This is a genomic window from Vibrio breoganii (assembly GCF_001677275.1).
Taxonomy (GTDB): domain Bacteria; phylum Pseudomonadota; class Gammaproteobacteria; order Enterobacterales; family Vibrionaceae; genus Vibrio; species Vibrio breoganii.
Genome location: NZ_CP016177.1, coordinates 465,988 through 489,796 on the forward strand (window position 1 = coordinate 465,988; position 23,809 = coordinate 489,796).

Below are 23,809 nucleotides of genomic sequence, written 5' to 3' on the forward strand. Positions count from 1 at the left end.
ATGAAAGAGAGTGTTTGTGTTTACGCTCCAGCATCCATCGGTAACGTGAGCGTTGGCTTTGATGTGCTGGGAGCTGCGGTATCACCAGTTGATGGCACACTGCTTGGTGACCGAGTGATGGTCACTGTTGGTGAATCTGCATTTGAACTAAAAACAGCGGGCCGCTTTGTGGCAAAGCTACCCGCTGATGCGAAACAGAATATTGTCTATCGCTGCTGGCAGGTGTTTGCTCGTGAAATGTCGAGCAAGGGACAACCTATGCGTCACCTTGAAATGACCCTAGAAAAGAACATGCCAATCGGTTCAGGCCTGGGTTCAAGTGCTTGCTCTATTGTCGCGGCATTGGATGCACTGAATCAGTTCCATGACAATCCGCTTAACGAAACAGAATTGTTGGCGTTAATGGGGGAAATGGAAGGCGAAATTTCTGGTGGTGTTCACTACGATAACGTCGCACCTTGCTATCTTGGTGGCGTGCAGCTGATGGTTGAGGAACTTGGTATTATCAGCCAAGAGGTACCGAGTTTTGACAACTGGTACTGGGTCATGGCTTATCCTGGCATCAATGTCTCCACTGCGGCCGCGCGTGAGATCTTGCCGGCTCAATATCGTAGACAAGACATCATCGCTCATGGGCGTCATTTAGCTGGTTTTATTCATGCTAGCTATTCAGGCCAACCTGAGCTTGCCGCTAAGATGATCAAAGACGTCATTGCTGAACCTTATAGACAGCGTCTATTGCCAGGTTTCCCTGAAGCTCGCAGCTATGCGGCAACCGCAGGCGCTCTGACCTCAGGAATTTCAGGCAGTGGTCCCACAATGTTTACTATCTGTGATAGTTTAGAGGTTGCGGAGCGAGTCAAATCTTGGCTTGAAGTTAATTATGTACAAAATGATGAAGGATTCGTGCACATCTGCAAGATAGATCAGCAGGGCTCGAAAGTAACAGGAAGTAAATTATGAAGCTGTATAACATCAAAGAAAATGACGAGCAGGTCTCTTTTGGACAAGCGGTTCGTCAGGGGTTAGGACGCAACCAAGGGTTGTTTTTTCCAACTGATATCCCAGCACTCGATAACATCGACGCGTTGCTCGAGGAAGACTTTGTAACCCGAAGCAGTAAGATACTTTCGGCGCTTATTGGTGACGAGCTTTCTGAGTCTCAAGTCTCTCAGATGGTAGACACTGCATTTCAATTTCCAGCGCCTATCAAATCAGTTAAAGATGGCACGTATGCACTAGAACTGTTCCACGGTCCTACTCTTGCGTTTAAGGACTTTGGCGGTCGCTTTATGGCTCAGTCACTAGCAACGGTTTCTAAGGGGGGCAAGATCACTATCTTGACGGCAACCTCAGGTGACACAGGCGCAGCGGTTGCTCATGCCTTTTACGGCATGGCGGATATCAACGTCGTTATTCTGTATCCAAAAGGCAAGATCAGCCCTCTTCAAGAGAAACTGTTCTGTACCCTTGGCAAGAACATTCATACTGTTGCCATTGATGGTGATTTTGATGACTGTCAGGCATTGGTGAAGAAGGCATTTGATGATGAAGCTCTACGTCAAGAAATTGGCCTGAACTCAGCGAACTCAATCAATATCAGCCGTTTGATGGCTCAAATCTGTTACTACTTTGAAGCCGCTGCTCAAATGAGCAAGTCAGAGCGTGAAAATCTCGTGATTTCAGTGCCAAGTGGTAACTTTGGTAACCTAACAGCTGGCTTGCTTGCCAAAGCCTTAGGTTTGCCAATCAAGCGCTTTATCGCCGCAACCAATGCCAACGATACTGTGCCACGCTACCTAGAAACGGGTAAGTGGGAGCCAAAACCAACGGTTGCGACGACTTCAAACGCAATGGATGTTAGCCAGCCCAATAACTGGCCTCGTATTGAAGAGCTTTGTCAGCGCGAAGGCTGGGGATTAGATACTCTTGGTAGTGCAGCCGTAACGGATGAGCAAAGTGCCGCGAGCGTGAAGGAGCTGCACGATTCAGGCTATCTATGTGAGCCTCATGGCGCGATTGCTTACCGTGCACTTCAAGAGCAACTTGCTGAGGGTGAAACCGGCCTGTTCCTATGCACCGCTCACCCTGCGAAGTTCAAAGAAGTGGTCGATGATATCCTAGGCACTGATATTGAATTACCAGGACCTCTGGCAAAGCATGCTGCGATGGACCTGTTGTCTGAAGACCTTGCTAATGATTTTGACCTGCTAAAAACAGTGTTGAGAAAAGTACAGTAATCTTCTGCAGATAAAAAAAACGGCGCTCAGGCGCCGTTTTTTGTGTCTATAGCAAATGAATAGACACAAAAAAGCCCGGCAACGTGAATTGCCAGGCTTTTAGCATTTTTACTAAAGCTCTAGATTATAGAGACTCAGTGAAAGTACGTGCGATAACGTCTTTTTGCTGTTCAGCTGTTAGAGAGTTGAAACGTACAGCGTAGCCCGATACACGGATAGTTAGCTGAGGGTATTTCTCAGGGTGCTTAACAGCGTCTTCTAGAGTATCACGCTTAAGAACGTTCACGTTTAGGTGCTGACCGCCTTCGATTTTAGGTGCTTTTTCGATAGCGATTTCACGGCTCTCGTAGTCACCTAGATCTGAAGCAGGGATTACTTGATCTGCTTCATAGCCAGACGCTGCAACAACACAACGAGCTTCGTTCTTTTCAGAATCTAGTAGCCAGATAGAGTTTAGAAGCTCATCGTTAGCTGCCTTAGTGATTTGAATTCCTTGGATCATAATTTTCTCCTCAGCCACATATGTGGGTTCGATTTACGGATAAACTTGGAGCTTTTTCAATCGCTCACTGCATGTTTGCCATTTTAATATTGATTTACGTCAAAAAACAACTAAAAACCATATTTTTTTTAAGGTGTTTTCCATGACTATGATCAAGTTATAATTAATTCATTGATTTACAGTTCGATCTTTAACAATATTGGCGAAATTGGCCGTTATTGTGTGGTTTTTTAACAACATTTGTATCAAATTTGTTGCTGTATGCGTTGAGCATATCATGGTGTAAGTGACAAGAATTGGAAGATAAAGAGAACTTTTTATGTCGACAAACAAGTTTATTGGTGCGCATGTCTCCGCCGCTGGTGGCGTAGAAAATGCTCCTCTTAGAGCAAAAGAAATTGGTGCCAACGCCTTCGCCTTGTTCACTAAGAATCAGCGCCAGTGGGTGGCTAAGCCCTTAACGCAAAAAAGCATCGATTCATTCAAGAAAAACTGCACGGCGTTAGGGTTCAAAACTGAGCAGATCCTGCCACACGACTCATACTTGATAAATTTGGGTGCCCCTGAAGAAGAAAAACTAGAGAAGTCTCGCGCCGCATTTATTGATGAGATGGAGCGTTGTGAGCAGCTGGGTTTGACGCTATTGAATTTCCACCCTGGCAGTCACTTAAAGAAAATCTCAGAAACAGAGTGCTTGGCGCGTATTGCCGAATCCATCAACCTTGCTCACAAAGCAGTACCGAATGTGATAGCGGTTATTGAGAACACCGCAGGGCAGGGTACTAACCTCGGCTGGCGATTTGAACATCTAGCGGAAATCATTGAACAGGTTGAAGATAAAAGCCGTGTTGGCGTATGTATCGATACCTGTCACACCTTTGTTGCTGGGTACGACCTACGAACGTTTGAGGCGTGTGAGGAGACATTTGCAGAGTTTGATCGTGTAGTGGGTATGCACTATTTGCGTGCAATGCACATCAATGATTCAAAAATAGCACTGGGTGGGAAGGTCGATCGACATCATTCATTGGGGGCTGGAGAAATCGGTTGGGATTGTTTTAAGTACATTTGTCAGGATTCGCGTTTTGACGGAATCCCGCTGATCCTAGAAACCATCGAGCCTGAGATATGGAAAGATGAGATTCAAAGCCTGCGAGCGTTCGCACTTTAAATTATTTTTCTAATTGTTTGCTTTATTGGCACGCTTCTTCCATTACTTAAAGTGACAGCCGTCACAAATAGAATTGGAGTGTGCCATGTTTACATCTATCTTCCCTCAAGCTCGTCCATGTCAACGTGGTCAAGGTCACCATCGCTCTCCTCAGCGCAGTACTAAAAAGAAGTAATACCTAAATCTGACTCAGTATGCCAATATCTTCTTTATTGTGACAAAGAGATAGAGAAGACGGCATTGAGTTGGCAAGCATTTATTGAACAGGAGCGCTCGCAAGAGTACTTCCAAATCCTACAAGCTTTTATCGATGAAGAACGTGCTTCAGGTAAAGCCATTTATCCTGCACCGGAGCATGTGTTTGCCGCATTTGAGCAGACACCGATAGAGAAGACTAAAGTGGTCATTCTTGGCCAAGACCCTTATCACGGCCCAAATCAAGCCCACGGTCTGAGTTTTTCAGTGTTGCCGGGTAATAAAATCCCACCTTCTCTTCGCAATATCTATAAGGAACTCTCACAAGACATTGAGGGCTTTGAGGTGCCAGATCATGGCTGTCTAAAGTCTTGGGCAGAGCAGGGCGTACTGCTACTGAATACAGTGCTGACCGTTGAACAAGGCAAAGCCCACTCTCATGCAAAAAGTGGCTGGGAGATATTCACGTTAAGAGCCATTGAGTATTTGGCTAACCAGCAGAAAAATATCGTTTTTATACTTTGGGGGGCACACGCTCAGAAAAAAGTGGCCAGCATCAATGCGGATGATCACTGCATACTCACTTCACCTCATCCATCCCCATTATCGGCTCGACGTGGCTTTTTTGGTTGTCGACATTTTTCCTTAGCCAACCGTTATTTAGATCAACACGGCAAAAACGGCATAAACTGGCCTATCCCAACCGCTAATTTGACGCTTTTTTGAGGTATCCCTAAAACATAGATCGGTAAAATTGCTTAAACTTAAGTCAGTTATTGATATGGAGGGATGAATCATGATGATTGAAAGGATCCGTCGCGAGCACGGGTACATGGTGCGCTTGCTCGCGATCTTGAGGAAGAAACTGACGCAACTGAAAAGTGAAGAGCCGATCAACTATACCTTGTTAAAAGAGATTGTTGATTATCTTTGCGATCACTCTGAAAAAACGCACCACCCTAAAGAAGATCTTATTTATCATTACTTTATTGAGAAGTATGGCGAGCAAGATAAGATCAGCAATCTTGAAGCCGAACACATCGTCCTATCTAAGACAACGCACGAGTTTTTGGATGTTGTGGAGATGGTATTGCAAGATGCTGTGGTTCCTTTGGATGTGTTTGCGCAGCAACTGGAAACCTTTATTCAAGAGCAAAAACGACACCTAGATCTTGAGGAGCGTGAAGTTCTACCTTTGATCAATAAAACTTTTAGTACTTCAGATTGGCAATATCTTGAGAAAAAATGGGGTGCACAAGAAGACGACCCTGTGTTTGGTGAGACCATTGCTGATAAGTACAAGCAGCTGGCTGCTAGAGTCAAGCAAACGGATGAAGAGTGCATTTAGGACAGATATAAAAAAGGATGGGTTAGACCCATCCTTTGTTTTTCAAGGGAATCCGTTTTACAGCTGAATGTCTTCTAAGCGATATTCACTGCACACGTCCAAATCCAACAACTCCTTTTGTAGTCTCTGACGATCTTTGATTGCTTCAATTTCACGCCACTTACGTTTTACCGGTTTTGAGCGGCCTCTGCGAGTCCCGCTTTCTTCTGATTCAAAGATACTTTCAAGTTGCAAGCCATCCATAAGCTATCCCTTCTAACTGTAATTAAGTACTTTTCTAGCGATTACCTAGCGTGGGTTAAAAACCCTTTAACCGGCTAAGCAAGCTTGCCGACATTATTACCACGAACATTGCCACTTTATCTTTGAACTGTTTCGCAATTATTTCTCAATCGTGAAGCTTTTGTTCATCAATGAGGGCTATTTCACACTGGCATATAACATAGCTGTATGAAAAATATACGAAAAAGTGTGCAATTTGATTTCTGATGGCGATGACGGCATGATGCGCTCGAAAAATGTAATTCGAAGAATGGTGTATGGGTAATCGTTTGCCCTCTACAATACTCAGGTCAAATTATAAAAAAGCCGAGTAGTAACCATTCCATTGCTCTTAATCGAGCCTATTTGAGTACGAGGTTGATGTGACAGACATAATCAATTTAATGAACGATCTTCTTTGGGGATCAATCCTTGTTTACCTACTTGTAGGTGGCGGTATTTACTTTACCGTTCGTCTTGGTTTTATTCAGTTCAGACACTTTGGTCACATGTTCAGTGTTCTAAAAAACAGTCGTAAAGCCGACAAAGCTGGTATTTCTTCTTTCCAAGCACTTTGTACCAGTCTTGCAGCGCGTGTTGGTACCGGTAATATGGCCGGTGTTGCGGTAGCACTAACCGTAGGTGGCCCGGGTGCTATCTTCTGGATGTGGCTGATCGCTATGCTAGGTATGGCAACGTCATTTGCTGAGAGTTCACTGGCGCAGCTATACAAGACCAAAGATGAAGACGGTAACTACCGTGGCGGCCCTGCTTACTACATGGAAAAAGGGCTAGGAATGCGTTGGATGGGGGTATTGTTCTCTATCTTCCTCATTATCGCTTTCGGTCTAGTGTTTAACTCAGTTCAAGCAAACTCAATTGCGAGCGCGATGAACACGGCATTTGGTATTGAACCAATGTACGTCGGTATCGGTGTTGCTGTGCTGTCTGCATTCGTTATCTTCGGTGGTATTCGTAAGATTGCTCGCACAGCAGAACTTATCGTTCCTGTGATGGCTCTGGCTTACCTTGCTCTAGCACTATTCGTTATGTTCTCTAACTTGGATAAAGTACCAGACGTATTGGTTCTTATCTTCAAGAGTGCATTTGGTTTGCAAGAAGCGGCTGCGGGTGGCGTAGGTTACGCCATTGCTCAAGCAATGATTAATGGTATCAAGCGCGGTTTGTTCTCGAACGAAGCGGGTATGGGTTCTGCGCCTAACGCTGCGGCATCGGCAACACCTTACCCACCGCATCCAGCATCACAAGGTTATGTACAGATGCTAGGTGTGTTCACAGACACTATCGTTATCTGTTCTGCAACCGTTGCGATTATCCTGGTTTCTGGTGAGTACGTACCTCACGGTGAGATTACCGGTATCGAGCTAACTCAGCGTGCATTGACCGCAGAAGTGGGCGAATGGGGTGGCATCTTTGTTGCTGTTGCTATCTTCTTCTTTGCGTTCACCTCTATCATTGCGAACTACTCGTATGCCGAGACGAACCTTATCTTCCTTGAGCACAACCACAAAGCGGGTCTAAACATCTTCCGCGTGATTGTACTGGGCATGGTGTTGTTTGGCGCTGTATCGAGCTTACCTGTGGTTTGGGCTATGGCTGATGTCTCTATGGGCTTGATGGCGATAGTCAACATGGTGGCTATCTTGCTGCTGTCTGGCATCGTAGTGAAGCTGGCAAAAGACTATAACCAACAACTAAAAGCGGGTAAGGTGCCAACCTTTAACGCTAAAGACTACCCAGAGCTTCACTCTCAACTAGAAGAGGGTATCTGGGACGATCACGAAGAGCTAAAGGCTCAGGTGCAAAGAAACAAATAATCGACAACGCCGATTAAAACAATAGTAAGAGCCGTGCTGACTTAGCACGGCTTTTTTTATACTCTAGGGTCTGTTGACCTTTTGCGATTGAATTTTGCTCGACCAGAAGTCATTTAATCAAGGCGAGGGACTTGCCGCTTAGTCATCTAAGCAAAAGTCGCTCAACGATGAGTAAATGGGTTCTGGTCGAGCCCTTCGGGTAGCGCTTTGTTGGGCATTTCTACCGCGTTAGTCACTTTTCATGTGGAACCACCACACCTAAAAGCGACTGCCTTGTATTAATACCCAACAAATCGCTACAAAAACAACCTCAAAAGATCAACAGACCCTAAGTACATATCGCAAGTAACCCGAGTAAAGGACATTGGTATGCTGATTTTAGTCTCACCGGCAAAAACGCTAGATTTTGAATCGCCACTGGCGACAGAGCGCTATACACAACCTGATTTTATTGCTGATTCAGCAGAGTTGGTGACGGTGTGTAAAAAACTGACTCCAGCGGATATCTCTGGCTTAATGAAGGTCAGCGATAAGATTGCAGGACTGAACGTGGCACGCTTTCAGGAGTGGAGCAAAACCTTCACCCCCGAAAACTCACGCCCAGCGATCCTTGCTTTTAAGGGAGACGTCTATACGGGGCTTGAGGCTGAGACATTCAGTGAGCAAGACTTTGATTATGCGCAGAGCCATTTCCGTATGCTATCGGGCTTGTATGGGCTGTTAAAGCCATTAGACCTTATGCAACCCTATCGCCTAGAGATGGGGACAAGACTCGCCAATGATAGAGGCAGTAACCTGTATCATTTCTGGGGAGACAAGATCACCGATAAGGTCAATGAAGCCTTGGCTGAGCAAGGGGATGATCTTCTGATCAATCTAGCATCAAATGAGTACTTTAAAGCGGTCAAACCAAAGAATGTCCAAGGCCGAGTCATTACTCCAGTGTTTAAAGACCTGAAAAATGGCCAATATAAGGTGATTAGTTTCTTTGCTAAGAAGGCAAGGGGCATGATGGCGAAATACATCATTCAGAATCAAGTTGATAGTCTGGATGCTCTAAAGCAGTTTGATTACGCGGGTTACTACTTTAGTGATACGGATTCTACCGCTAGAGAGCTCGTCTTTAAGCGAGATGAGCAGTAGGGGATAGGCCCTAGGATACTGGGTTCTAGGATTCTAGGGCCCAGAACTCAGCTCCCTGAAGCCTATTAATCGCATGCAAATCGAAACATCCAGACTGATACTGAGAGCGTGGAAAGCGAAAGATTTTGATGCCTTTGTGCAGATGAACCAGAGCCCTGAGGTCATGCGATTCTTCCCGGATACGCTGACCCCTATGCAAAGTGTAGAATCGGTACGACGCTTGTCTGAAGAACTCGACAGCCAAGGCTGGGGAATGTGGGCCATAGAATGCAAACTCACCCATCAGTTTGTCGGCATGGTGGGCTTACAGCAACGTTCAACTGAAGATGGTATTTTAAATAATCCCTTTGTTGAAATTGCTTGGCGGTTGCAGAAAGAGTTCTGGGGGCAAGGCTTGGCGCCAGAGGCCGCTGCTGCGGTGTTGGCGCATGCCTTCATACAGCTTAAATTCGATACTATCTATAGCTTAACGGCCTTAAGTAACCTTCCGTCTCAGCGAGTAATGCAAAAGATAGGGATGCACAATACCGACAGAGATTTCCAACACCCTAAACTCGATGCCGATTCTCCTCTTAGTTGGCACTGCCTCTATAAGCTCACCAAATCACAGTGGTTAAGCTCAAGATGATCCTAAACTAAGGGAATCATTTTAATGGGAGTAGAGCCATGGACGCGAGGGTAAGCATCATTACATTGGGGGTATCAGATCTGAAGCGTTCGCACGCCTTTTATTCGGCGCTCGGTTTTCCTTCCAGTTATACAGAAGAGCAAGATATCGTGTTCTTCAGAATATCGGGTGTTTGTGTTGCCCTTTATCCCATGCAAAAACTAGCGGAAGATATTGGAATTGATATCCCAGACAATCAAAGTCCAACGCCAATGATGACCCTCGCACACAATACCAAAGCACAGCATCAGGTAGATGAGATCCTAGACCTAGCGGTCCAAGCGGGTGGAACTCTAGTTAAGCCTGCTCAACGAGTATTTTGGGGTGGTTACAGCGGTTATTTTCGAGATCCAGATGGGCATTACTGGGAAATAGCTCATGCCGATTTTTGGCAGTTCAATGCAGATGGTAGCTTAGTGATTGAGTAACAAAGAAAAATCCCCGACTCAAAGAGCCGGGGACTGTATTATTTCTTCTTTTTCTTAGCCTTAGTTGCTGTCTTAGCTGCGGGCTTCTTTTTCTTCTTCTTAAACACAGGTTTTTTGTGCTTAGGACGAAGCTCCTTGATGAAGCGCTCTTTAATCGCTTCTTTCGTATAGCGCTCAACACGCTCAATCATTGACTGATCGTGCGCCTCAACGATAGATACAGCATTACCTTTTTTGCCTGCTCGCGCTGTACGACCAATACGGTGAAGGTATACATCGGCGGTGCGAGGTAAATCGTAGTTAATAACATGGCTAACGTCTGGCAAGTCAATACCACGAGCGGCAACATCGGTCGCCAGTAATACGTTCACCTGGCCATCACGGAAGCGAGCAATCGCGTTGTTACGGCGATCTTGAGGCATCTCACCTTGAATCCAGCTACAAGGGATTTGAGCGCTGTCCAGTTGTTGACGAAGTTCTGCAAGACGCTCACGAGTCTTCAAGAAGATAATGCTTCTTTCTGCTTGCTCGGTGATGATGTGCTTCAGCAGTTCTAGCTTATGCTCCGCATCATCGGCACGGTGATACCACTGTTGAATCTTCTTACGTTCTTTTAGCGAGGGCTGTGCATCAATTTCTGCAGGGTCTTTAAGTAGACCTTCAGTGAAGCCTTCAACGCCCTTACCTTCAAGAGTTGCTGAGAACAATAGCGTCTGTTTACGCCAGCGACACTCGTTCGACAGTCGGTCTACGATTGGGCCAAAGCCCATGTCTAGCATTCGGTCAGCTTCGTCTAAGATCAGCCATTCGATAGCACGGCAGTCAAAACGCTCTGCGTTGATGTATTCCATCAATCGACCTGGCGTCGCAACCACAATATCTTGAGTGGTTGATAGGATATCAGCGTGGTCTTGATACATAACACCACCGGTGATGGTGAAAATGTTAAGGCTGGTATGCTTTGCTAACTCTTTAGCTTGCTCCGTAATCTGCATCGCCAACTCGCGAGTAGGAGTCAGGATCAATACTCGTGCTGGACCGCCACGACGACGTGGAAAGTCTAAAAGGTATTGCAACGCAGGAAGTACAAAAGCCGCGGTCTTACCTGTGCCTGTTGGGGCAGAAGCTAGGATATCTCTACCGTCCAGGGCTTGAGGGATCGCTTCACTTTGTACTTTTGTTGGTCTTTCAAAGCCAATTTCTTCTATGGCTTTAATAAGGGATTGGTCTAAATCTAACTCAGCAAAAGTTCTTAACACTGCAGTGCTCCGCAAACGGGTGGACGATAAAAGAAAGTATTATAGTTTAATGGTGACGCACGTCACACTCTTATTTACATCTTTAAGTAAAAACTCTGTGTTAGCGCAACAAACTCCGCGCTATAGCCATCACCTTTATGGATGATGAGCTCTGATTCTTCGGTTGGATCGCTGTTATCCATACCCAATTGCAATTCAAACAGGTAGCGGCTGTGATCTTTTTTGTGTGTGGTTTTTACCTTACACAAGCGACTCAAGTGCCAACCGTTGTTGGTGGCGCGCAAAATACACTGCTTCGCTTCTTCTACGGGTAATATAAAACTCGCGCTACCGCTACTTAAGAGTAGCGTTTTACAAGAGTCTAGAAGGTCTGGATGAGATAAGGTGTCGGTGTGTCTCGCAGTCGCTCTGGTGGTCAGAGAAGACTGTTCACCGGAATTGAAATAAGGGGGATTACAGATAATGGTATCAAATGCTGCCTTATTTGCTTTCGAGAAGGAGACGATATCCGAATGATGCAACTGGAAACGCGCTCCCCATGGGCTAGCATCAAAGTTCGTTCTCGCCGCTTCAATCGCAGAGTGGTCAATATCTACAGCCACAATATCCAGTTCAGTATTTCGCTGCGCACACATCAGAGCCAGTAAACCCGTACCAGTGCCAATATCAATAAGCTTGTTGCTGCGACTCACACTTGTCCAAGCGCCTAATAGCACCCCATCAGTGCTCACTGGCATGCCACTATTACCCCCCCAAATAGAGAATGACTTGAACTGAAAGTTCTTTGTTTTTGTCGTCATGGCTAGATCGAACCCTAGGTTGTTTGTAACGAAAATTGTGCTTTGTTTTGTGCAAATGCGGTGTATGCAATGGTTTTGTTATTACTTTTGGGTGTTCTGTTGGTTTTTGGTTTAGCTTGAAACACTGCTTTAGTGTGCCCAAGTTAGTTGAACGCACTGCTATTTGGTTAAAAAACCGAAACTATATGGTGTTTAAGCTCGTTTGCTTGAGATTGTTGATTGGCCTGTTCATTATGCTTCTCATAAAAATTAATCATAGAGGCGCTGAATTAGCGCGTCCAGCAAACTATTTATCTTCGAGGTTATTTTGAAGAAGAGCTTATCCATTTCAGACATTGTTGCACTTGGCTTTATGCTATTTGCGTTTTTCTTAGGTGCTGGCAACATCATCTTTCCACCAATGGCCGGCCAATTAGCGGGCGAGAACCTAATTCCTGCAATGGGAGGCTTTTTGCTTACCGCAGCTGGACTGCCTCTGATTACTGTGGTTGCTGTGGCTACAGCGGGTGGCACATGGGATCATTTAACTAGCGATCTTCCTAAGAAGGTGGCTCTGTTAATCGCAGCGCTAATTTTCATTATCATAGGCCCTGCATTTGCTGCGCCACGCGCAGGCTTAGTGGCTTATGAAATGGGTATTCGCCCGTTTGTTTCTCAACCGGGAACGCTGCACCTTGCTCTGTTTTCTATTACCTTCTTTGTTCTTGCGATGGCACTGGCTTGGGCTCAAGGGTCTTTGCTAGATACTATTGGTAAGGTGTTAACCCCTATCATGTTTGTTGGCTTAATCGCTCTCTCTGTTGCTGTAGTGCTTAACCCTCAAGGCCCGATCATTCATGCGCAGGGTGACTATATGAGTCAGCCCTTTACTAAAGGGATCTTGGAAGGCTACCTAACTATGGATACCTTTGCATCCTTGATGTTCGGCATGCTACTTGTTCAAGCGATTAATTCTAAGGGTGTGACAGAGCGTAAAGATGTTGCACGCTACCTTATCGCTGCAGGTGTTATCGCTGCTGTGGGTTTATGCCTTGTATATATTGCTCTGTTTTACCTAGGAGCGACAAGTAACGGTATTGCAGCTGGGCTTGAGAATGGCGGCGCTATTCTTGCTGAATATGTGAAGGCACTGTTTGGAGATAAAGGTCAGTGGGTTCTTTCGGTCATTGTGCTGTTGGCGTGTTTAACCACTGCGGTTGGGTTGATTTCTGCGAGTTCAGATTTCTTCAGCAAAAACACTAAGCTGGGCTACAAGTTCTGGGTTGTTGTGAATGGCAGTGCTTGTGCGCTTGTGGCTAATGTTGGCCTAGCGCAGTTAATTGAGCTATCTGTCCCAGTCCTGTTTGCGCTTTACCCAATTGCGATTGCCTTGGTCGCACTGACGTTTGTTCGTCCATGGCTACCTAATCCAAAATTGGCCTACCGCTTTGTACTTATGATCGCGTTCATTTGTGCGTTAATTGATGCTGCAAAAGTAGCAGGGTTTGATGTCTCGCTATTCAAATTCTTGCCAATGTTTGAGCTAGGCCTAGGTTGGGTGTTGCCTACCTCAGCGGCTTTGGTCGCTATGCTATTCACGGGTTCAAAACAGTCGAATTTAGAGAAGCAAGCCGAAGCCTAATTCATTTAGGATAGAATACGCATCTCGATAGGTGAAAAATCAATCAAAAAGGAGGCATTTTAAATGCCTCCTTTTTCTATTTCTGCTTTGATTTACAGCGAGTCAGCATACTCAACAAGGATCTGCTCACACCAAGAAGCGATGCGTTCGTCGCTGAATTCGTACTGAGAGTCCTCATCAAGTGCGAGTCCTACAAACTTGGAGCCATCTTCGGTGAGTGCCTTTGATGCTTGGAATTCATAGCCTTCTACTGGCCAGTAGCCGATAAAGTTAGGTTTGCTTGGCTGAAGCTGCTGATGAAGTAGTCCCATCGCATCCTGAAACCATTCGCCATATCCTTCTTGATCCCCTAAGCCGAATAACGCGACGTGCTTGCCTGTTAGCGGTACGCCATCTATGTCGTGCCATAATGCTCCCCAGTCTTCTTGAAGTTCACCGAAATCCCATGTGGAAATCCCTAGAATCAAAAACTCATAGTCGTTCATTAGGGAGAGTGGGGTATCTTTTACATTGTGCAGATCTACAATATCGCTTCCAATGATGTCTCGAATTTTTTCTGCTGCCATTTCGGTATAGCAGGTGGTAGAGCCGAAAAATAGTCCTATTTTCATCATTTTAATTATAGCTAATGGTCATGTTGCTGATTCTACCTTTATTTTTACTAACTTTCAGTGCCCGCCTCTAGCAATCGGCCCAATGCTTGTATACTTTAAGGTGACTGTATTGGTATGACTGGAACTTTTAGCTTGTTAAATCAGAATCTTATAGAGCAATTCTTAGATGCTATCTGGATGGAAAAGGGCTTGTCAGAAAATACCTTAGCCTCTTATCGACTGGATCTAAGCAAGCTATCGCAATGGCTAGAGCAGAATAAATCTGATTTATCCTCCGTCAGTTACCAAGAGCTATTAGATTATCAAGCCTGGCTGGTGGACAAGAACTTTGCCCAATCCAGTCGTGCTCGAATGTTGTCTGCTATGCGCCGATTGTTTCAGTATCTTTATCGAGAAAAGATACGCTCTGATGACCCTAGTGCGCTGTTAATTAGACCTAAACTTCCAAAGCGGTTGCCAAAGGACATAAGCGAGCAACAGGTTGAGAGTCTGCTTGATGCGCCCAATGTCGATGACCCGATAGAGCTTCGCGACAAGGCGATGCTTGAGCTTTTATACGCAACGGGTTTGCGCGTGTCAGAGCTTGTAGGGCTGACCATGGAAAACATGAGCCTGCGCCAAGGTGTTGTCCGAGTAGTCGGTAAAGGGGGAAAAGAGCGACTAGTTCCCATGGGTGAAAATGCCATTGATTGGATTGAACGTTTTCTTACCCAAGGCCGGTCTCAATTAATGGGAGAAAATTCCTCGGACGTTGTATTCCCGAGCAAACGCTCTCGCCAAATGACACGGCAAACGTTTTGGCACCGTATCAAGTACTATGCACAGATTGCTGGTATTGATACCGACACCTTATCACCACACGTGATGAGACATGCCTTTGCCACTCATTTATTGAACTATGGTGCAGACTTACGTGTCGTACAGATGTTGCTGGGACATAGTGACTTATCTACGACTCAAATTTATACTCATGTTGCCACAGAGAGATTGAAACAGATCCATCAGCAACATCACCCAAGAGCGTGATCGTGCAGTTTTTATGCTCACACGCTGTACTCATTATTTAGTAGGAAATTGTATGAAAATTTTAGGTCGAGTCTTCGGCTTGGTTATGTGCTCTTTGGTTGCCTTTAGTGTGAGTGCAACAGAGTTAAACGAGGCTCAAATTAAGGAACGATTCGCTAAAATCGGTGTATCCGTAATGCAAATCGAATCTATTGAGGTTGATGGATTGGTAGAAGTGACCACCAATCAGGGAACCTTTTATGCAACCCCAACGGGCGATTACTTTATTCCTGGTAAATTGTACTCTCTCGATGATAAGGGTAATTTCCAAGATGTGGCTGCACTGAGGAATGGCCCAAAGATCGTGAGCCTACTAGACCAAGCTAGCGATGAAATGATCGTGTACAAGGCAGACAATGAAAAATATGTTGTGACTGTGTTTACGGATATTTCTTGTGGCTATTGCTTGAAGCTACATCGCCAAATGGCGGAGTACAACAAATTGGGCATTACAGTGCGCTACCTTGCGTTCCCAAGAGCGGGTGATCGCAGTGACATCGGCCAAACCATGGCGAATATCTGGTGTAGCGCCGACCCAGCTAAAGCGATGAACGATGCCAAGTTACGTGGTGAAGACGTGAGTGCTTCTAGCGACAGTATTCAGCAGTGCCAAACTACGGTTTCAGAGCAATACCAATTAGGCAAAGCCATTGGCGTGTCAGGTACTCCCGCGGTGTATACCTCAAAAGGTATGAATGTTGGCGGTTATCTGTCACCTGAAGACCTACTGAAGCGACTAGAATCACAAGGCTAACCTCTATAAGCGCTGTCATTGAGCACAGCGCTTTTCTTCCTCATTACTAGACCTAAGAAGCCATGATCGAGATTAAACGTCGTCCCGCTGCTGATATTTCCAATCTGCCCACAACACTGTCTGCATTGATGCGACGCATTTATGCCGCTCGTGGTATCGAGTCTTCGGTGCAACTAGAGCGCGGCGCTAAAGGATTGCTTCCACCACAGAAGCTTCATGGCATCAAAGCGGCAGCAGAGCTGTTGCTTAGTGCTATTAAAGAGAACAAGCGCATTATTGTGGTTGGAGATTTTGATGCGGATGGCGCAACCTCTTCGGCATTGTCAGTGCTAGCGCTGCGTATGCTAGGTTCGAGCAATGTTGATTATCTTGTGCCGAACCGTTTCGAAGATGGCTATGGCTTAAGTCCTGAGGTGGTGGAACAAGCCATTGAGATGGGCGTTGATCTCATCATGACAGTAGACAATGGCGTTTCGTCTATTGAAGGGGTGCGATTTGCCAAGCAAAACAACATTCAAGTATTGGTGACCGACCATCACTTGCCAGGGCATGTCTTGCCTGAAGCCGATGCCATGGTGAACCCAAACCTTCATGAATGCGATTTTCCATCCAAGGCATTAGCCGGGGTTGGTGTTGCTTTTTATTTGATGGTGGCGCTAAGAGCACTGATGCGCCAAACAAACTGGTTCAGTGATTCTGGCGTGGCAGAGCCTAACCTTACGGAACTGCTCGATTTGGTGGCGCTAGGTACCGTCGCTGATGTTGTGCCTCTGGATGAGAACAATCGAATCTTGGTACATCAAGGTCTGCAGCGCATTAGAGCGGGCCTAGGTCGTCCCGGTATTCAGGCATTGATTGAGGTATCAAAGCGAGAATCTAGCCGCTTAGTGGCGTCTGATTTTGGCTTTGCATTAGGGCCGCGTATTAACGCGGCTGGACGCTTGGATGATATGTCGTTTGGTGTAGAGCTATTGATGTGCAATAACATTCATGCCGCCAGACGTATGGCCACTGAACTTGATGCGCTTAATATCACTCGTCGCGAAATCGAAGAGGGAATGAAGCAAGAGGCGCTCGCCTTTTGTGAGCGATTGCAGTTCAGCTCCGATCAAGAAATGCCCTATGGAATTACGCTATTCCAACGTGATTGGCACCAAGGGGTGATTGGTATCCTTGCTTCAAGAATCAAAGATAAATTCCATCGACCTGTCATCGCATTTGCCGATGGGGGGGATGGGTTTATTAAGGGATCCTGTCGTTCAATCAAAGGGCTGCACATGCGGGATGCCTTAGACAAGATTGACGTACAAAACCCGGGATTAATCCTAAAGTTTGGTGGACACGCCATGGCTGCGGGTTTGACCATTAAAGAGGCGGATTTTACTCGCTTTAGTGAGCTGTTTGACCAAGCAGTGCGAGATGAGGTGGATGAACACGCCTTAAAGGGCATAGTTTTGTCGGATGGTGAGTTAACACCGGAAGAGTTCAACATGCACACCGCAATGGAGATCCGCAATGGTGGTCCTTGGGGACAAGCCTTTCCTGAGCCAATCTTTGATGGTGAGTTTAAGGTGTTGCACCAAAAGCTAGTGGGCGAGAAGCACCTTAAGCTGATGCTTGAGCCTTTGCACAAATCTCATGCCACCAACATTATGATTGATGCGATTGCCTTCAACGTCGATCTGCGCCGCTGGCCAGATCCTGCAACCACTAAGATCAAAATGGCCTATCGGCTTGATATCAATGAGTTTAGAGGCAACCAATCACTACAGCTTATGGTTGAACATATTGATGCTGCCTAACAAGGCAGCCCAGTTTTCCTCGTCCTAATATCCACTAACTTCAAAATATTTCTGTATCTTGGTCACATTTTTGAGTAAAATTCCGCGGTTATTTTCTATTCAAAATATTGGCCAAAGATGTTTGAAATCAATCCGATTAAAAACCGCCTACAGGACGTGTCTGAGCGCACGAATGTCCTGAGGGGGTACCTTTGACTATGACGCTAAGAAAGAGCGCCTAGAAGAAGTAAATGCAGAGCTAGAACAACCGGATGTATGGAATGAACCTGAGCGTGCCCAAGCGCTAGGTAAAGAACGTGCATCACTAGAAGCTGTCGTTGAAACCATTGATTTATTGGATCAAGGCGTAGAAGACGCAGAAGGCTTGCTTGAACTAGCGGTTGAAGAAGAAGACCAAGAAACCTTTGACGAGATTGAGCCTGAACTGGCTGAGCTTGAAGCTAAGCTAGCCAAGCTAGAATTCCGTCGTATGTTCTCTGGTGACCACGATGGCGCTGACTGCTATATAGACCTTCAATCAGGTTCTGGTGGTACAGAGGCGCAAGATTGGACCAACATTATGCTGCGTATGTATTTACGTTGGGCTGATGCTAAAGGGTTCAAGACAGAGGTTATCGAGGTTTCTGAGGGTGAAGTTGCTGGCCTTAAGGGCGCAACAGTAAAGATCTCTGGTGAGTACGCCTACGGCTGGCTTCGTACTGAAACAGGTGTACACCGTTTGGTACGTAAATCACCGTTTGATTCCAGTGGTCGTCGCCATACCTCGTTTGCATCTGCATTTATTTACCCAGAGATTGATGACAACATTCAGATCGATATTAACCCATCAGATCTTCGTATTGACGTATACCGCGCCTCAGGTGCTGGTGGTCAGCACGTAAACACCACTGAATCTGCGGTTCGTATTACTCACGTACCGACTAATATTGTGGTTCAGTGTCAGAATGACCGTTCTCAGCACAAGAACAAAGACCAAGCAATGAAACAGCTTCGCGCTAAATTGTTTGAGTTTGAACTGCAGAAGCAAAACGCTGAGAAACAAGCGAATGAAGATGCGAAATCAGACATAGGTTGGGGTAGCCAAATCCGCTCGTATGTCTTGGATGATTCGCGAATCAAAGACCTTCGCACTGGTGTAGAAAACCGAAATACTCAAGCCGTTCTCGACGGTGACCTAGACAAATTTATCGAAGCCAGCCTGAAGTCTGGACTGTAAAAAGGGTGAAATATGACTGACCAAGTTCAAATTGATGAAAACAAACTGATTGCAGAGCGCCGTGCGAAATTGGATTCAATCCGCAAGGAGTGTCAAGCAAACGGTCACCCTAACGACTTTCGTCGTGACAGCCTAGCGGGTGACCTTCAAGCTCAGTTTGGTGAGAAATCAAAAGAAGAGCTAGAAGAACTTAACCATGTTGTGGCTATTGCTGGCCGCATCATGGCAAAACGTGGTCCATTCTTGGTAATCCAAGAAACCTCTGGCCGCATCCAAGCATACGCTGCGAAAGATGTACAAAAAGACCTTAAAGCAAAATACCAAGGTCTTGATATCGGTGACATCGTTGGTGTTAAGGGTGCGCTGCATAAATCAGGTAAGGGTGACCTTTACGTGAACATGGCAGAGTACGAGTTGCTGACTAAAGCACTGCGTCCGCTACCAGAGAAGTTCCACGGTCTAACAGACCAAGAGATGCGTTACCGTCAGCGTTACGTTGACCTTATTGTGAATGAAGATTCTCGCTCTGCGTTCATCATTCGCTCTAAGCTAGTATCGTCAATCCGCAACTTCATGAGCTCAAAAGGCTACCTAGAAGTTGAAACGCCAATGATGCATGTGATCCCAGGTGGCGCAACAGCGCGTCCATTTATCACACATCACAATGCGTTAGATATCGACATGTACTTGCGTGTTGCACCTGAACTTTACCTTAAGCGCCTAGTGGTTGGTGGCTTTGATCGTGTATTTGAGATCAACCGTAACTTCCGTAACGAAGGTCTATCTCCACGCCACAACCCAGAATTCACTATGATGGAATTCTACCAAGCTTACTCTGACTACAAGGACCTAATGGACCTTACGGAAGAGATGTTAAGCACTGCGGCAATGGATGTACTAGGTTCAACGTCAATGCCTTACGGTGAAGAAACCGTTGAGTTTGGTGGCACTTACGCTCGCATGAGTATGTTTGAAGCGATCAAGCACTACAACCCAGACCATGCTGAGATCCAAGCGCTAACAGAAGCAGACCTACAAGATCGTGACAAGATGGTAGCCATCGCTAAATCTGTACACGTACAAGTAGAAACATTCTGGACCTGTGGTCAGCTTCTTGAAGAGATCTTTGGTGAAACGGCTGAGCCTCAGCTAATTCAACCGACTTTCATTACAGGTTACCCTGCGGACATCTCTCCATTGGCTCGCCGTAGCGACAGCAACCCGTTCTTCACTGACCGCTTTGAGTTCTTCATTGGTGGTCGCGAAGTAGCAAATGGTTTCTCTGAGCTTAACGATGCAGAAGATCAAGATGCGCGCTTTAAAGCACAGGTAGACGCGAAAGATGCAGGTGATGATGAAGCAATGTACTACGATGCTGATTACATTACAGCACTAGAGCACGGTCTTCCGCCGACAGCAGGTCAAGGTATTGGTATTGATCGCCTAGCGATGCTATTTACCAACACTCACACTATCCGTGACGTGATCCTATTCCCTGCGATGCGCCCTCAGCAATAATCGCAGTTATAGAAGAATGAATAAGCCACATCAGCAATGATGTGGCTTTTTTTATGTTCCTGACTCTACGGGCTCAACTTCTTCTTGAAGCTCAAGTAGATTAATCGCAATAGCGACAAAATCACTGTCAGTAATAATGCCCACCAACTTGCTATTTTGGACGACGGGTAGACACCCAACCTTGCGCTTTTGCATCATCATTGCACTTTCTCGCAATCCAGCATGAGGGCTTACGGTGATGACACTCTTACACATAGCTTGGTTAAGAGGGGTATCCAAGTTATACGCGCTTTTGTCAGGGTTAATCTGCAAGCTAGAGTCTTGAGCAGCCAATATATCCCTTTGAGTGACTAAGCCTAATAGCTCATCATCAACATCGACAACGGGCACGTGCCTAATCTCATGCTCTGCCATCAGCCTTTTAGCATCAGCCAGGGTGTTGGAACGCAACAGGGTGTAGGGGTTGCGAGTCATAAGCTCGACAATTTTTATCATAATAATCTCCTAGCAAGTTCCTAATCGATTCAACTGATTTAACTATAGTAATCAGGCTTATTTTATACTTTGATTTACCCCTAATATTTGCCCAAATAATTTCATATTTAAGTGAATACATTAGCGATGATTTCATTCGCTATGTGATCTGCCTCATATGCTTGAATTGTTTTTTACCGTGTGCTGTTTTTTTTTAACCGATTGATTCATTGTTATAAGTGGCTTATGACTATAAAAGTCAGACTATTTAGATACTTATAAACGGAATTGGCTATGAAAAAATGGATTTTACCTTTGGTTGCAACAACTGCATCAATGGGAGCTCAGGCTATCACTCTAGGGGATGAAGATACTGAGGCTAGTTATCGTGTCAGCATACGCTCTAGTCATATGGCAGAGTTTCCTCTTTGTAGCGGAACCTTGATTAGAGATCAGTGGGTTTTAACAGCAGCTCACTGTGTCGTCTTTTCTGGTAATGAAGATGAGTTAGTAGAAAAAGATTACTATGTAGCTCTACCAGGAGAGTTAACCATCACACATGGTGCGGCTCATCTGAGGGACGATATAGCTGAGGATATAACTAATTTTGCCTATGTTTCTCATGTTGTAGTGCATGAAGATTATCGAAGGATAAGTAGTGTCGAGGTACAAGAAGATGGACTGGAATTAGTAAGCACAGAATTAACTAATGATATTGCATTATTGAGATTAACTTCTCCTCTACTTGACATAGAAGTAGCAGAAATCGCTTCACCAGAGGTTATGGAGCTACTAGAAGTTCAGCTCGCATCTCAGTGGCCGCTAGAGAATAATGCTGCTAGACCTGAAAATGTAACGATACATGGTTGGGGTAGCACAGATGTGTATGACCCGTGGGGTGACACTGTTGAACTTCAGCAACAAACAACTAAACAAGCTTTCTATCCAATAGATGAATGTTTCACTCGACTAGAAGAAGGCAAAGACTTTCCAGATTTTATTTCTTCAGCTTTTGAACCATCAAAAATATGCACTAAACCAACTAAGCTTCAGCCATTTGAGAATCCTGAAACAGGACAAGATGACGGTCAAGTCTACGGTAATTCAGCATGCATAGGTGATTCTGGAGGTGCATTAGTATCTGATTACAATGATAAAAGCTATCAGATTGGTGTTATCAGTGGAGCGCCATTGATTTTACCTGTTTGTGGATCCGTGACCATTCCAAGTTTTCACACAAAAGTTTCGTACTTTCATGATTGGATTACGAGCTATGTTGATAGTGATGAAGTACCTAGTTCAACAATAATGGCTCCGAATTTTATTCAAAACGCACAGATTCCCCAAGATGATGAGTCTGATCCGTCTATCCCTTCTGAGGAAGAAGTCTTGCCTGAAGAGGGAACGTGTAATGAAGATGATACAGTGTTCTTAGACTGCGGTAGTTCTGACTCGTCTGGTAGTTTAGGCGGTATTTGGTTAGGGCTTTTAGGTTTAATTACATTTATCAGGCGTTTCAGATATCAATCGTCTTAGTTTTAGATATATTTAAAGTAGAAAAATGCCCAGTGTTTTCATTGGGCATTTTTCTTTGGTGATAGCTATAGCTACGCTTCTATATTGAGCATCTTTCCTTGATCTTGTCAGGGGGCAATCTATACTAGCGCCCTGCAAAATATTTAGCCTAGGAACGTTAATCGCCATGCAAGTTTCAGATTTTCATTTTGATCTACCCGATGAATTGATCGCGCGCTACCCAATGCCGGATCGTACCTCGAGCCGCCTGCTGCAATTGACGGGCAATAGCGGTGAAGTTCAAGATAAAAACTTTACTGATATGCTGGACTTGGTGTGCGAGGGTGACTTGTTAGTGTTTAACAACACTCGAGTGATCCCAGCTCGCGTATTTGGTCGTAAGGCCAGTGGTGGCAAAATAGAGGTTCTGGTTGAGAGAATGGTGGATGAGCATACGATATTGGCTCATGTACGCTCTTCAAAATCACCAAAGCCGGGTACTGAGTTGTTTCTTGGCGATAAAGATCAGTATGCAGCTGTTATGGTTGCTAGGCACGATGCCTTGTTTGAGATTCGTTTTACCTCTGATAAAGCCGTGCTACAAATCCTAGAAGAAGTTGGCCACATGCCTTTGCCTCCTTATATTGATCGTCCTGATGAGGACTCAGATCAGGAGCGCTATCAAACGGTTTACAATGAGAAACCAGGAGCCGTGGCGGCGCCAACAGCAGGTCTGCACTTTGATGATGAGATCCTAGAAAAGATTAAAGCAAAAGGCGCAAATCTTGCGTTTGTTACCTTGCACGTAGGCGCAGGTACCTTCCAGCCAGTGCGTGTTGATAATATTCTCGAGCACCACATGCACGCTGAATACGTAGAAGTCACTCAAGAAGTAGTTGATGCGATTAATGAGACCAAAGCCAAAGGCGGTCGCGTTATTGCAGTAGGCACGACTTCTGTGCGCTCATTGGAGAGCGCAGCTCAAGATGCAGTTCGCAAAGGCACTGAGCTAAAGCCATTCTTTGGTGATACCGATATCTTTATTTACCCAGGTTACGAGTTTCAACTTATTGACTGCTTGCTGACCAACTTCCATTTACCAGAGTCGACACTGATTATGTTAGTGAGTGCCTTTGCAGGCTACGACAATGTAATGGGAGCTTACCTGCATGCAGTGGAGCACAAGTATCGCTTCTTTAGCTATGGCGATGCGATGTTCGTAACTCGTAAGGGCTTGTAAATTAAGTTGAAATGTTAGATACCATTCCGGTTTAATCTGAAGGGTTCTATACAATTCATTTCGTGAGTGCTAGCTATGCTAGGAGGCCTTGCCCTGCAGGGCCTTTCGCGTAAAACGCGGCCACTCTTTTTTGGGACA

The 23,809-nt window shown here is 45.4% G+C and carries 23 protein-coding genes; 17 read left to right on the forward strand and 6 right to left on the reverse strand.

Annotated features, from left to right (window positions below; all coding sequences use genetic code 11):
• Entirely contained in the window at positions 1-963 is a 963-nt protein-coding gene (thrB, locus tag A6E01_RS02225) for a homoserine kinase (RefSeq protein WP_017026872.1), read from the forward strand.
• The gene (gene thrC, locus A6E01_RS02230; protein ID WP_017026873.1) at positions 960-2,240 is read left to right on the forward strand and encodes a threonine synthase; all 1,281 of its coding nucleotides are present in this window, start codon (positions 960-962) and stop codon (positions 2,238-2,240) included. The genes thrB and thrC overlap by 4 nt, the downstream gene beginning before the upstream one ends.
• A 124-nt stretch (positions 2,241-2,364) precedes the next feature.
• Here thrC and grcA read toward each other — a convergent pair whose 3' ends face one another.
• Positions 2,365-2,742 (reverse strand): autonomous glycyl radical cofactor GrcA, encoded by a 378-nt coding sequence (gene grcA, locus A6E01_RS02235; protein WP_017026874.1) that lies wholly within the window; start codon positions 2,740-2,742, stop codon positions 2,365-2,367.
• A gap of 319 nt (positions 2,743-3,061) precedes the next feature.
• Between grcA and nfo the strand changes: the two genes are divergently transcribed.
• The 3 genes from nfo (at position 3,062) to A6E01_RS02250 (ending at position 5,456) form a co-directional block, all read left to right on the forward strand.
• Entirely contained in the window at positions 3,062-3,913 is an 852-nt protein-coding gene (nfo, locus tag A6E01_RS02240) for a deoxyribonuclease IV (protein WP_017026875.1), read from the forward strand.
• 240 nt (positions 3,914-4,153) lie between these two features.
• Positions 4,154-4,834 carry a uracil-DNA glycosylase gene (gene ung, locus A6E01_RS02245; RefSeq protein ID WP_065209469.1) on the forward strand — a complete coding sequence of 227 codons (681 nt, stop codon included), beginning with the start codon at positions 4,154-4,156 and terminating at the stop codon, positions 4,832-4,834.
• Positions 4,835-4,904: 70 nt separating this feature from the next.
• On the forward strand, positions 4,905-5,456 hold the full coding sequence (locus A6E01_RS02250; RefSeq protein WP_017026877.1) for a hemerythrin domain-containing protein: 552 nt from the start codon (positions 4,905-4,907) through the stop codon (positions 5,454-5,456).
• 57 nt (positions 5,457-5,513) lie between these two features.
• Here A6E01_RS02250 and A6E01_RS02255 read toward each other — a convergent pair whose 3' ends face one another.
• A complete protein-coding gene (locus tag A6E01_RS02255; protein WP_017026878.1) occupies positions 5,514-5,699 on the reverse strand; it encodes a DUF3545 family protein in 186 nt (61 codons plus the stop codon).
• A gap of 401 nt (positions 5,700-6,100) precedes the next feature.
• Here A6E01_RS02255 and A6E01_RS02260 point away from each other — a divergent pair, with 401 nt between their 5' ends.
• The 4 genes from A6E01_RS02260 to A6E01_RS02275 all read left to right on the forward strand — a co-directional run bounded on the left by A6E01_RS02260 (position 6,101) and on the right by A6E01_RS02275 (position 9,793).
• A complete protein-coding gene (locus tag A6E01_RS02260) occupies positions 6,101-7,555 on the forward strand; it encodes an alanine/glycine:cation symporter family protein (protein ID WP_156744611.1) in 1,455 nt (484 codons plus the stop codon).
• A gap of 369 nt (positions 7,556-7,924) precedes the next feature.
• Positions 7,925-8,698, forward strand: a complete 774-nt coding sequence (gene yaaA, locus A6E01_RS02265; RefSeq protein WP_065209471.1) for a peroxide stress protein YaaA — start codon at positions 7,925-7,927, stop codon at positions 8,696-8,698.
• Between the two features lie 73 nt (positions 8,699-8,771).
• Positions 8,772-9,326: a GNAT family N-acetyltransferase gene (locus A6E01_RS02270; protein ID WP_065209472.1), complete on the forward strand. Its 555-nt coding sequence runs from the start codon at positions 8,772-8,774 to the stop codon at positions 9,324-9,326.
• Positions 9,327-9,364: 38 nt separating this feature from the next.
• A complete protein-coding gene (locus A6E01_RS02275; RefSeq protein ID WP_065209473.1) occupies positions 9,365-9,793 on the forward strand; it encodes a VOC family protein in 429 nt (142 codons plus the stop codon).
• Positions 9,794-9,831: 38 nt separating this feature from the next.
• Here the strand turns inward: A6E01_RS02275 and srmB are convergent, their stop codons facing one another.
• Positions 9,832-11,052 carry an ATP-dependent RNA helicase SrmB gene (srmB, locus tag A6E01_RS02280; RefSeq protein ID WP_017026883.1) on the reverse strand — a complete coding sequence of 407 codons (1,221 nt, stop codon included), beginning with the start codon at positions 11,050-11,052 and terminating at the stop codon, positions 9,832-9,834.
• Between the two features lie 74 nt (positions 11,053-11,126).
• Positions 11,127-11,852, reverse strand: a complete 726-nt coding sequence (locus A6E01_RS02285; protein ID WP_065209474.1) for a tRNA1(Val) (adenine(37)-N6)-methyltransferase — start codon at positions 11,850-11,852, stop codon at positions 11,127-11,129.
• Between the two features lie 307 nt (positions 11,853-12,159).
• Here A6E01_RS02285 and brnQ point away from each other — a divergent pair, with 307 nt between their 5' ends.
• Positions 12,160-13,473: a branched-chain amino acid transport system II carrier protein gene (brnQ, locus tag A6E01_RS02290; protein ID WP_065209475.1), complete on the forward strand. Its 1,314-nt coding sequence runs from the start codon at positions 12,160-12,162 to the stop codon at positions 13,471-13,473.
• 92 nt (positions 13,474-13,565) lie between these two features.
• Here the strand turns inward: brnQ and fldB are convergent, their stop codons facing one another.
• Positions 13,566-14,084: a flavodoxin FldB gene (fldB, locus tag A6E01_RS02295; RefSeq protein WP_026026340.1), complete on the reverse strand. Its 519-nt coding sequence runs from the start codon at positions 14,082-14,084 to the stop codon at positions 13,566-13,568.
• A 117-nt stretch (positions 14,085-14,201) separates the two neighbouring features.
• Between fldB and xerD the strand changes: the two genes are divergently transcribed.
• The 5 genes from xerD to lysS all read left to right on the forward strand — a co-directional run bounded on the left by xerD (position 14,202) and on the right by lysS (position 20,442).
• Positions 14,202-15,113 (forward strand): site-specific tyrosine recombinase XerD, encoded by a 912-nt coding sequence (gene xerD / locus A6E01_RS02300; protein ID WP_017243565.1) that lies wholly within the window; start codon positions 14,202-14,204, stop codon positions 15,111-15,113.
• A 52-nt stretch (positions 15,114-15,165) separates the two neighbouring features.
• Complete coding sequence (gene dsbC / locus A6E01_RS02305) at positions 15,166-15,906, forward strand: bifunctional protein-disulfide isomerase/oxidoreductase DsbC (RefSeq protein WP_065209476.1); 741 nt, start codon at positions 15,166-15,168, stop codon at positions 15,904-15,906.
• A gap of 62 nt (positions 15,907-15,968) precedes the next feature.
• On the forward strand, positions 15,969-17,708 hold the full coding sequence (gene recJ / locus A6E01_RS02310) for a single-stranded-DNA-specific exonuclease RecJ (protein ID WP_065209477.1): 1,740 nt from the start codon (positions 15,969-15,971) through the stop codon (positions 17,706-17,708).
• A 117-nt stretch (positions 17,709-17,825) separates the two neighbouring features.
• A protein-coding gene (prfB, locus tag A6E01_RS02315; RefSeq protein ID WP_102322210.1) for a peptide chain release factor 2 occupies positions 17,826-18,924 on the forward strand; the annotation gives its coding sequence in 2 pieces (ribosomal slippage) (positions 17,826-17,900 and positions 17,902-18,924; 1,098 coding nt in all).
• A gap of 12 nt (positions 18,925-18,936) precedes the next feature.
• Complete coding sequence (gene lysS, locus A6E01_RS02320) at positions 18,937-20,442, forward strand: lysine--tRNA ligase (RefSeq protein ID WP_017026891.1); 1,506 nt, start codon at positions 18,937-18,939, stop codon at positions 20,440-20,442.
• A gap of 51 nt (positions 20,443-20,493) precedes the next feature.
• On the opposite strand, the gene A6E01_RS02325 is transcribed toward lysS, so the two are convergent.
• Entirely contained in the window at positions 20,494-20,937 is a 444-nt protein-coding gene (locus A6E01_RS02325) for a CBS domain-containing protein (protein WP_017026892.1), read from the reverse strand.
• Positions 20,938-21,210: 273 nt separating this feature from the next.
• Between A6E01_RS02325 and A6E01_RS02330 the strand changes: the two genes are divergently transcribed.
• Positions 21,211-22,452 carry a S1 family peptidase gene (locus tag A6E01_RS02330; protein WP_065209478.1) on the forward strand — a complete coding sequence of 414 codons (1,242 nt, stop codon included), beginning with the start codon at positions 21,211-21,213 and terminating at the stop codon, positions 22,450-22,452.
• A gap of 166 nt (positions 22,453-22,618) precedes the next feature.
• Entirely contained in the window at positions 22,619-23,671 is a 1,053-nt protein-coding gene (queA, locus tag A6E01_RS02335) for a tRNA preQ1(34) S-adenosylmethionine ribosyltransferase-isomerase QueA (protein WP_065209479.1), read from the forward strand.
• The last annotated feature ends 138 nt before the right edge of the window (positions 23,672-23,809 follow it).

What these genes read in the sequence shown, in the direction of transcription:
- thrB (WP_017026872.1), top strand. Translation starts at nt 1, where the DNA reads ATGAAAGAGAGTGTTTGTGTTTACGCTCCAGCATCCATCGGTAACGTG.
- thrC (WP_017026873.1), top strand. Translation starts at nt 960, where the DNA reads ATGAAGCTGTATAACATCAAAGAAAATGACGAGCAGGTCTCTTTTGGA.
- grcA (WP_017026874.1), bottom strand. Translation starts at nt 2,742, where the DNA reads ATGATCCAAGGAATTCAAATCACTAAGGCAGCTAACGATGAGCTTCTA.
- nfo (WP_017026875.1), top strand. Translation starts at nt 3,062, where the DNA reads ATGTCGACAAACAAGTTTATTGGTGCGCATGTCTCCGCCGCTGGTGGC.
- A6E01_RS02250 (WP_017026877.1), top strand. Translation starts at nt 4,905, where the DNA reads ATGATGATTGAAAGGATCCGTCGCGAGCACGGGTACATGGTGCGCTTG.
- A6E01_RS02255 (WP_017026878.1), bottom strand. Translation starts at nt 5,699, where the DNA reads ATGGATGGCTTGCAACTTGAAAGTATCTTTGAATCAGAAGAAAGCGGG.
- yaaA (WP_065209471.1), top strand. Translation starts at nt 7,925, where the DNA reads ATGCTGATTTTAGTCTCACCGGCAAAAACGCTAGATTTTGAATCGCCA.
- A6E01_RS02270 (WP_065209472.1), top strand. Translation starts at nt 8,772, where the DNA reads ATGCAAATCGAAACATCCAGACTGATACTGAGAGCGTGGAAAGCGAAA.
- A6E01_RS02275 (WP_065209473.1), top strand. Translation starts at nt 9,365, where the DNA reads ATGGACGCGAGGGTAAGCATCATTACATTGGGGGTATCAGATCTGAAG.
- A6E01_RS02285 (WP_065209474.1), bottom strand. Translation starts at nt 11,852, where the DNA reads ATGACGACAAAAACAAAGAACTTTCAGTTCAAGTCATTCTCTATTTGG.
- fldB (WP_026026340.1), bottom strand. Translation starts at nt 14,084, where the DNA reads ATGAAAATAGGACTATTTTTCGGCTCTACCACCTGCTATACCGAAATG.
- xerD (WP_017243565.1), top strand. Translation starts at nt 14,202, where the DNA reads ATGACTGGAACTTTTAGCTTGTTAAATCAGAATCTTATAGAGCAATTC.
- dsbC (WP_065209476.1), top strand. Translation starts at nt 15,166, where the DNA reads ATGAAAATTTTAGGTCGAGTCTTCGGCTTGGTTATGTGCTCTTTGGTT.
- recJ (WP_065209477.1), top strand. Translation starts at nt 15,969, where the DNA reads ATGATCGAGATTAAACGTCGTCCCGCTGCTGATATTTCCAATCTGCCC.
- lysS (WP_017026891.1), top strand. Translation starts at nt 18,937, where the DNA reads ATGACTGACCAAGTTCAAATTGATGAAAACAAACTGATTGCAGAGCGC.
- A6E01_RS02325 (WP_017026892.1), bottom strand. Translation starts at nt 20,937, where the DNA reads ATGATAAAAATTGTCGAGCTTATGACTCGCAACCCCTACACCCTGTTG.
- A6E01_RS02330 (WP_065209478.1), top strand. Translation starts at nt 21,211, where the DNA reads ATGAAAAAATGGATTTTACCTTTGGTTGCAACAACTGCATCAATGGGA.
- queA (WP_065209479.1), top strand. Translation starts at nt 22,619, where the DNA reads ATGCAAGTTTCAGATTTTCATTTTGATCTACCCGATGAATTGATCGCG.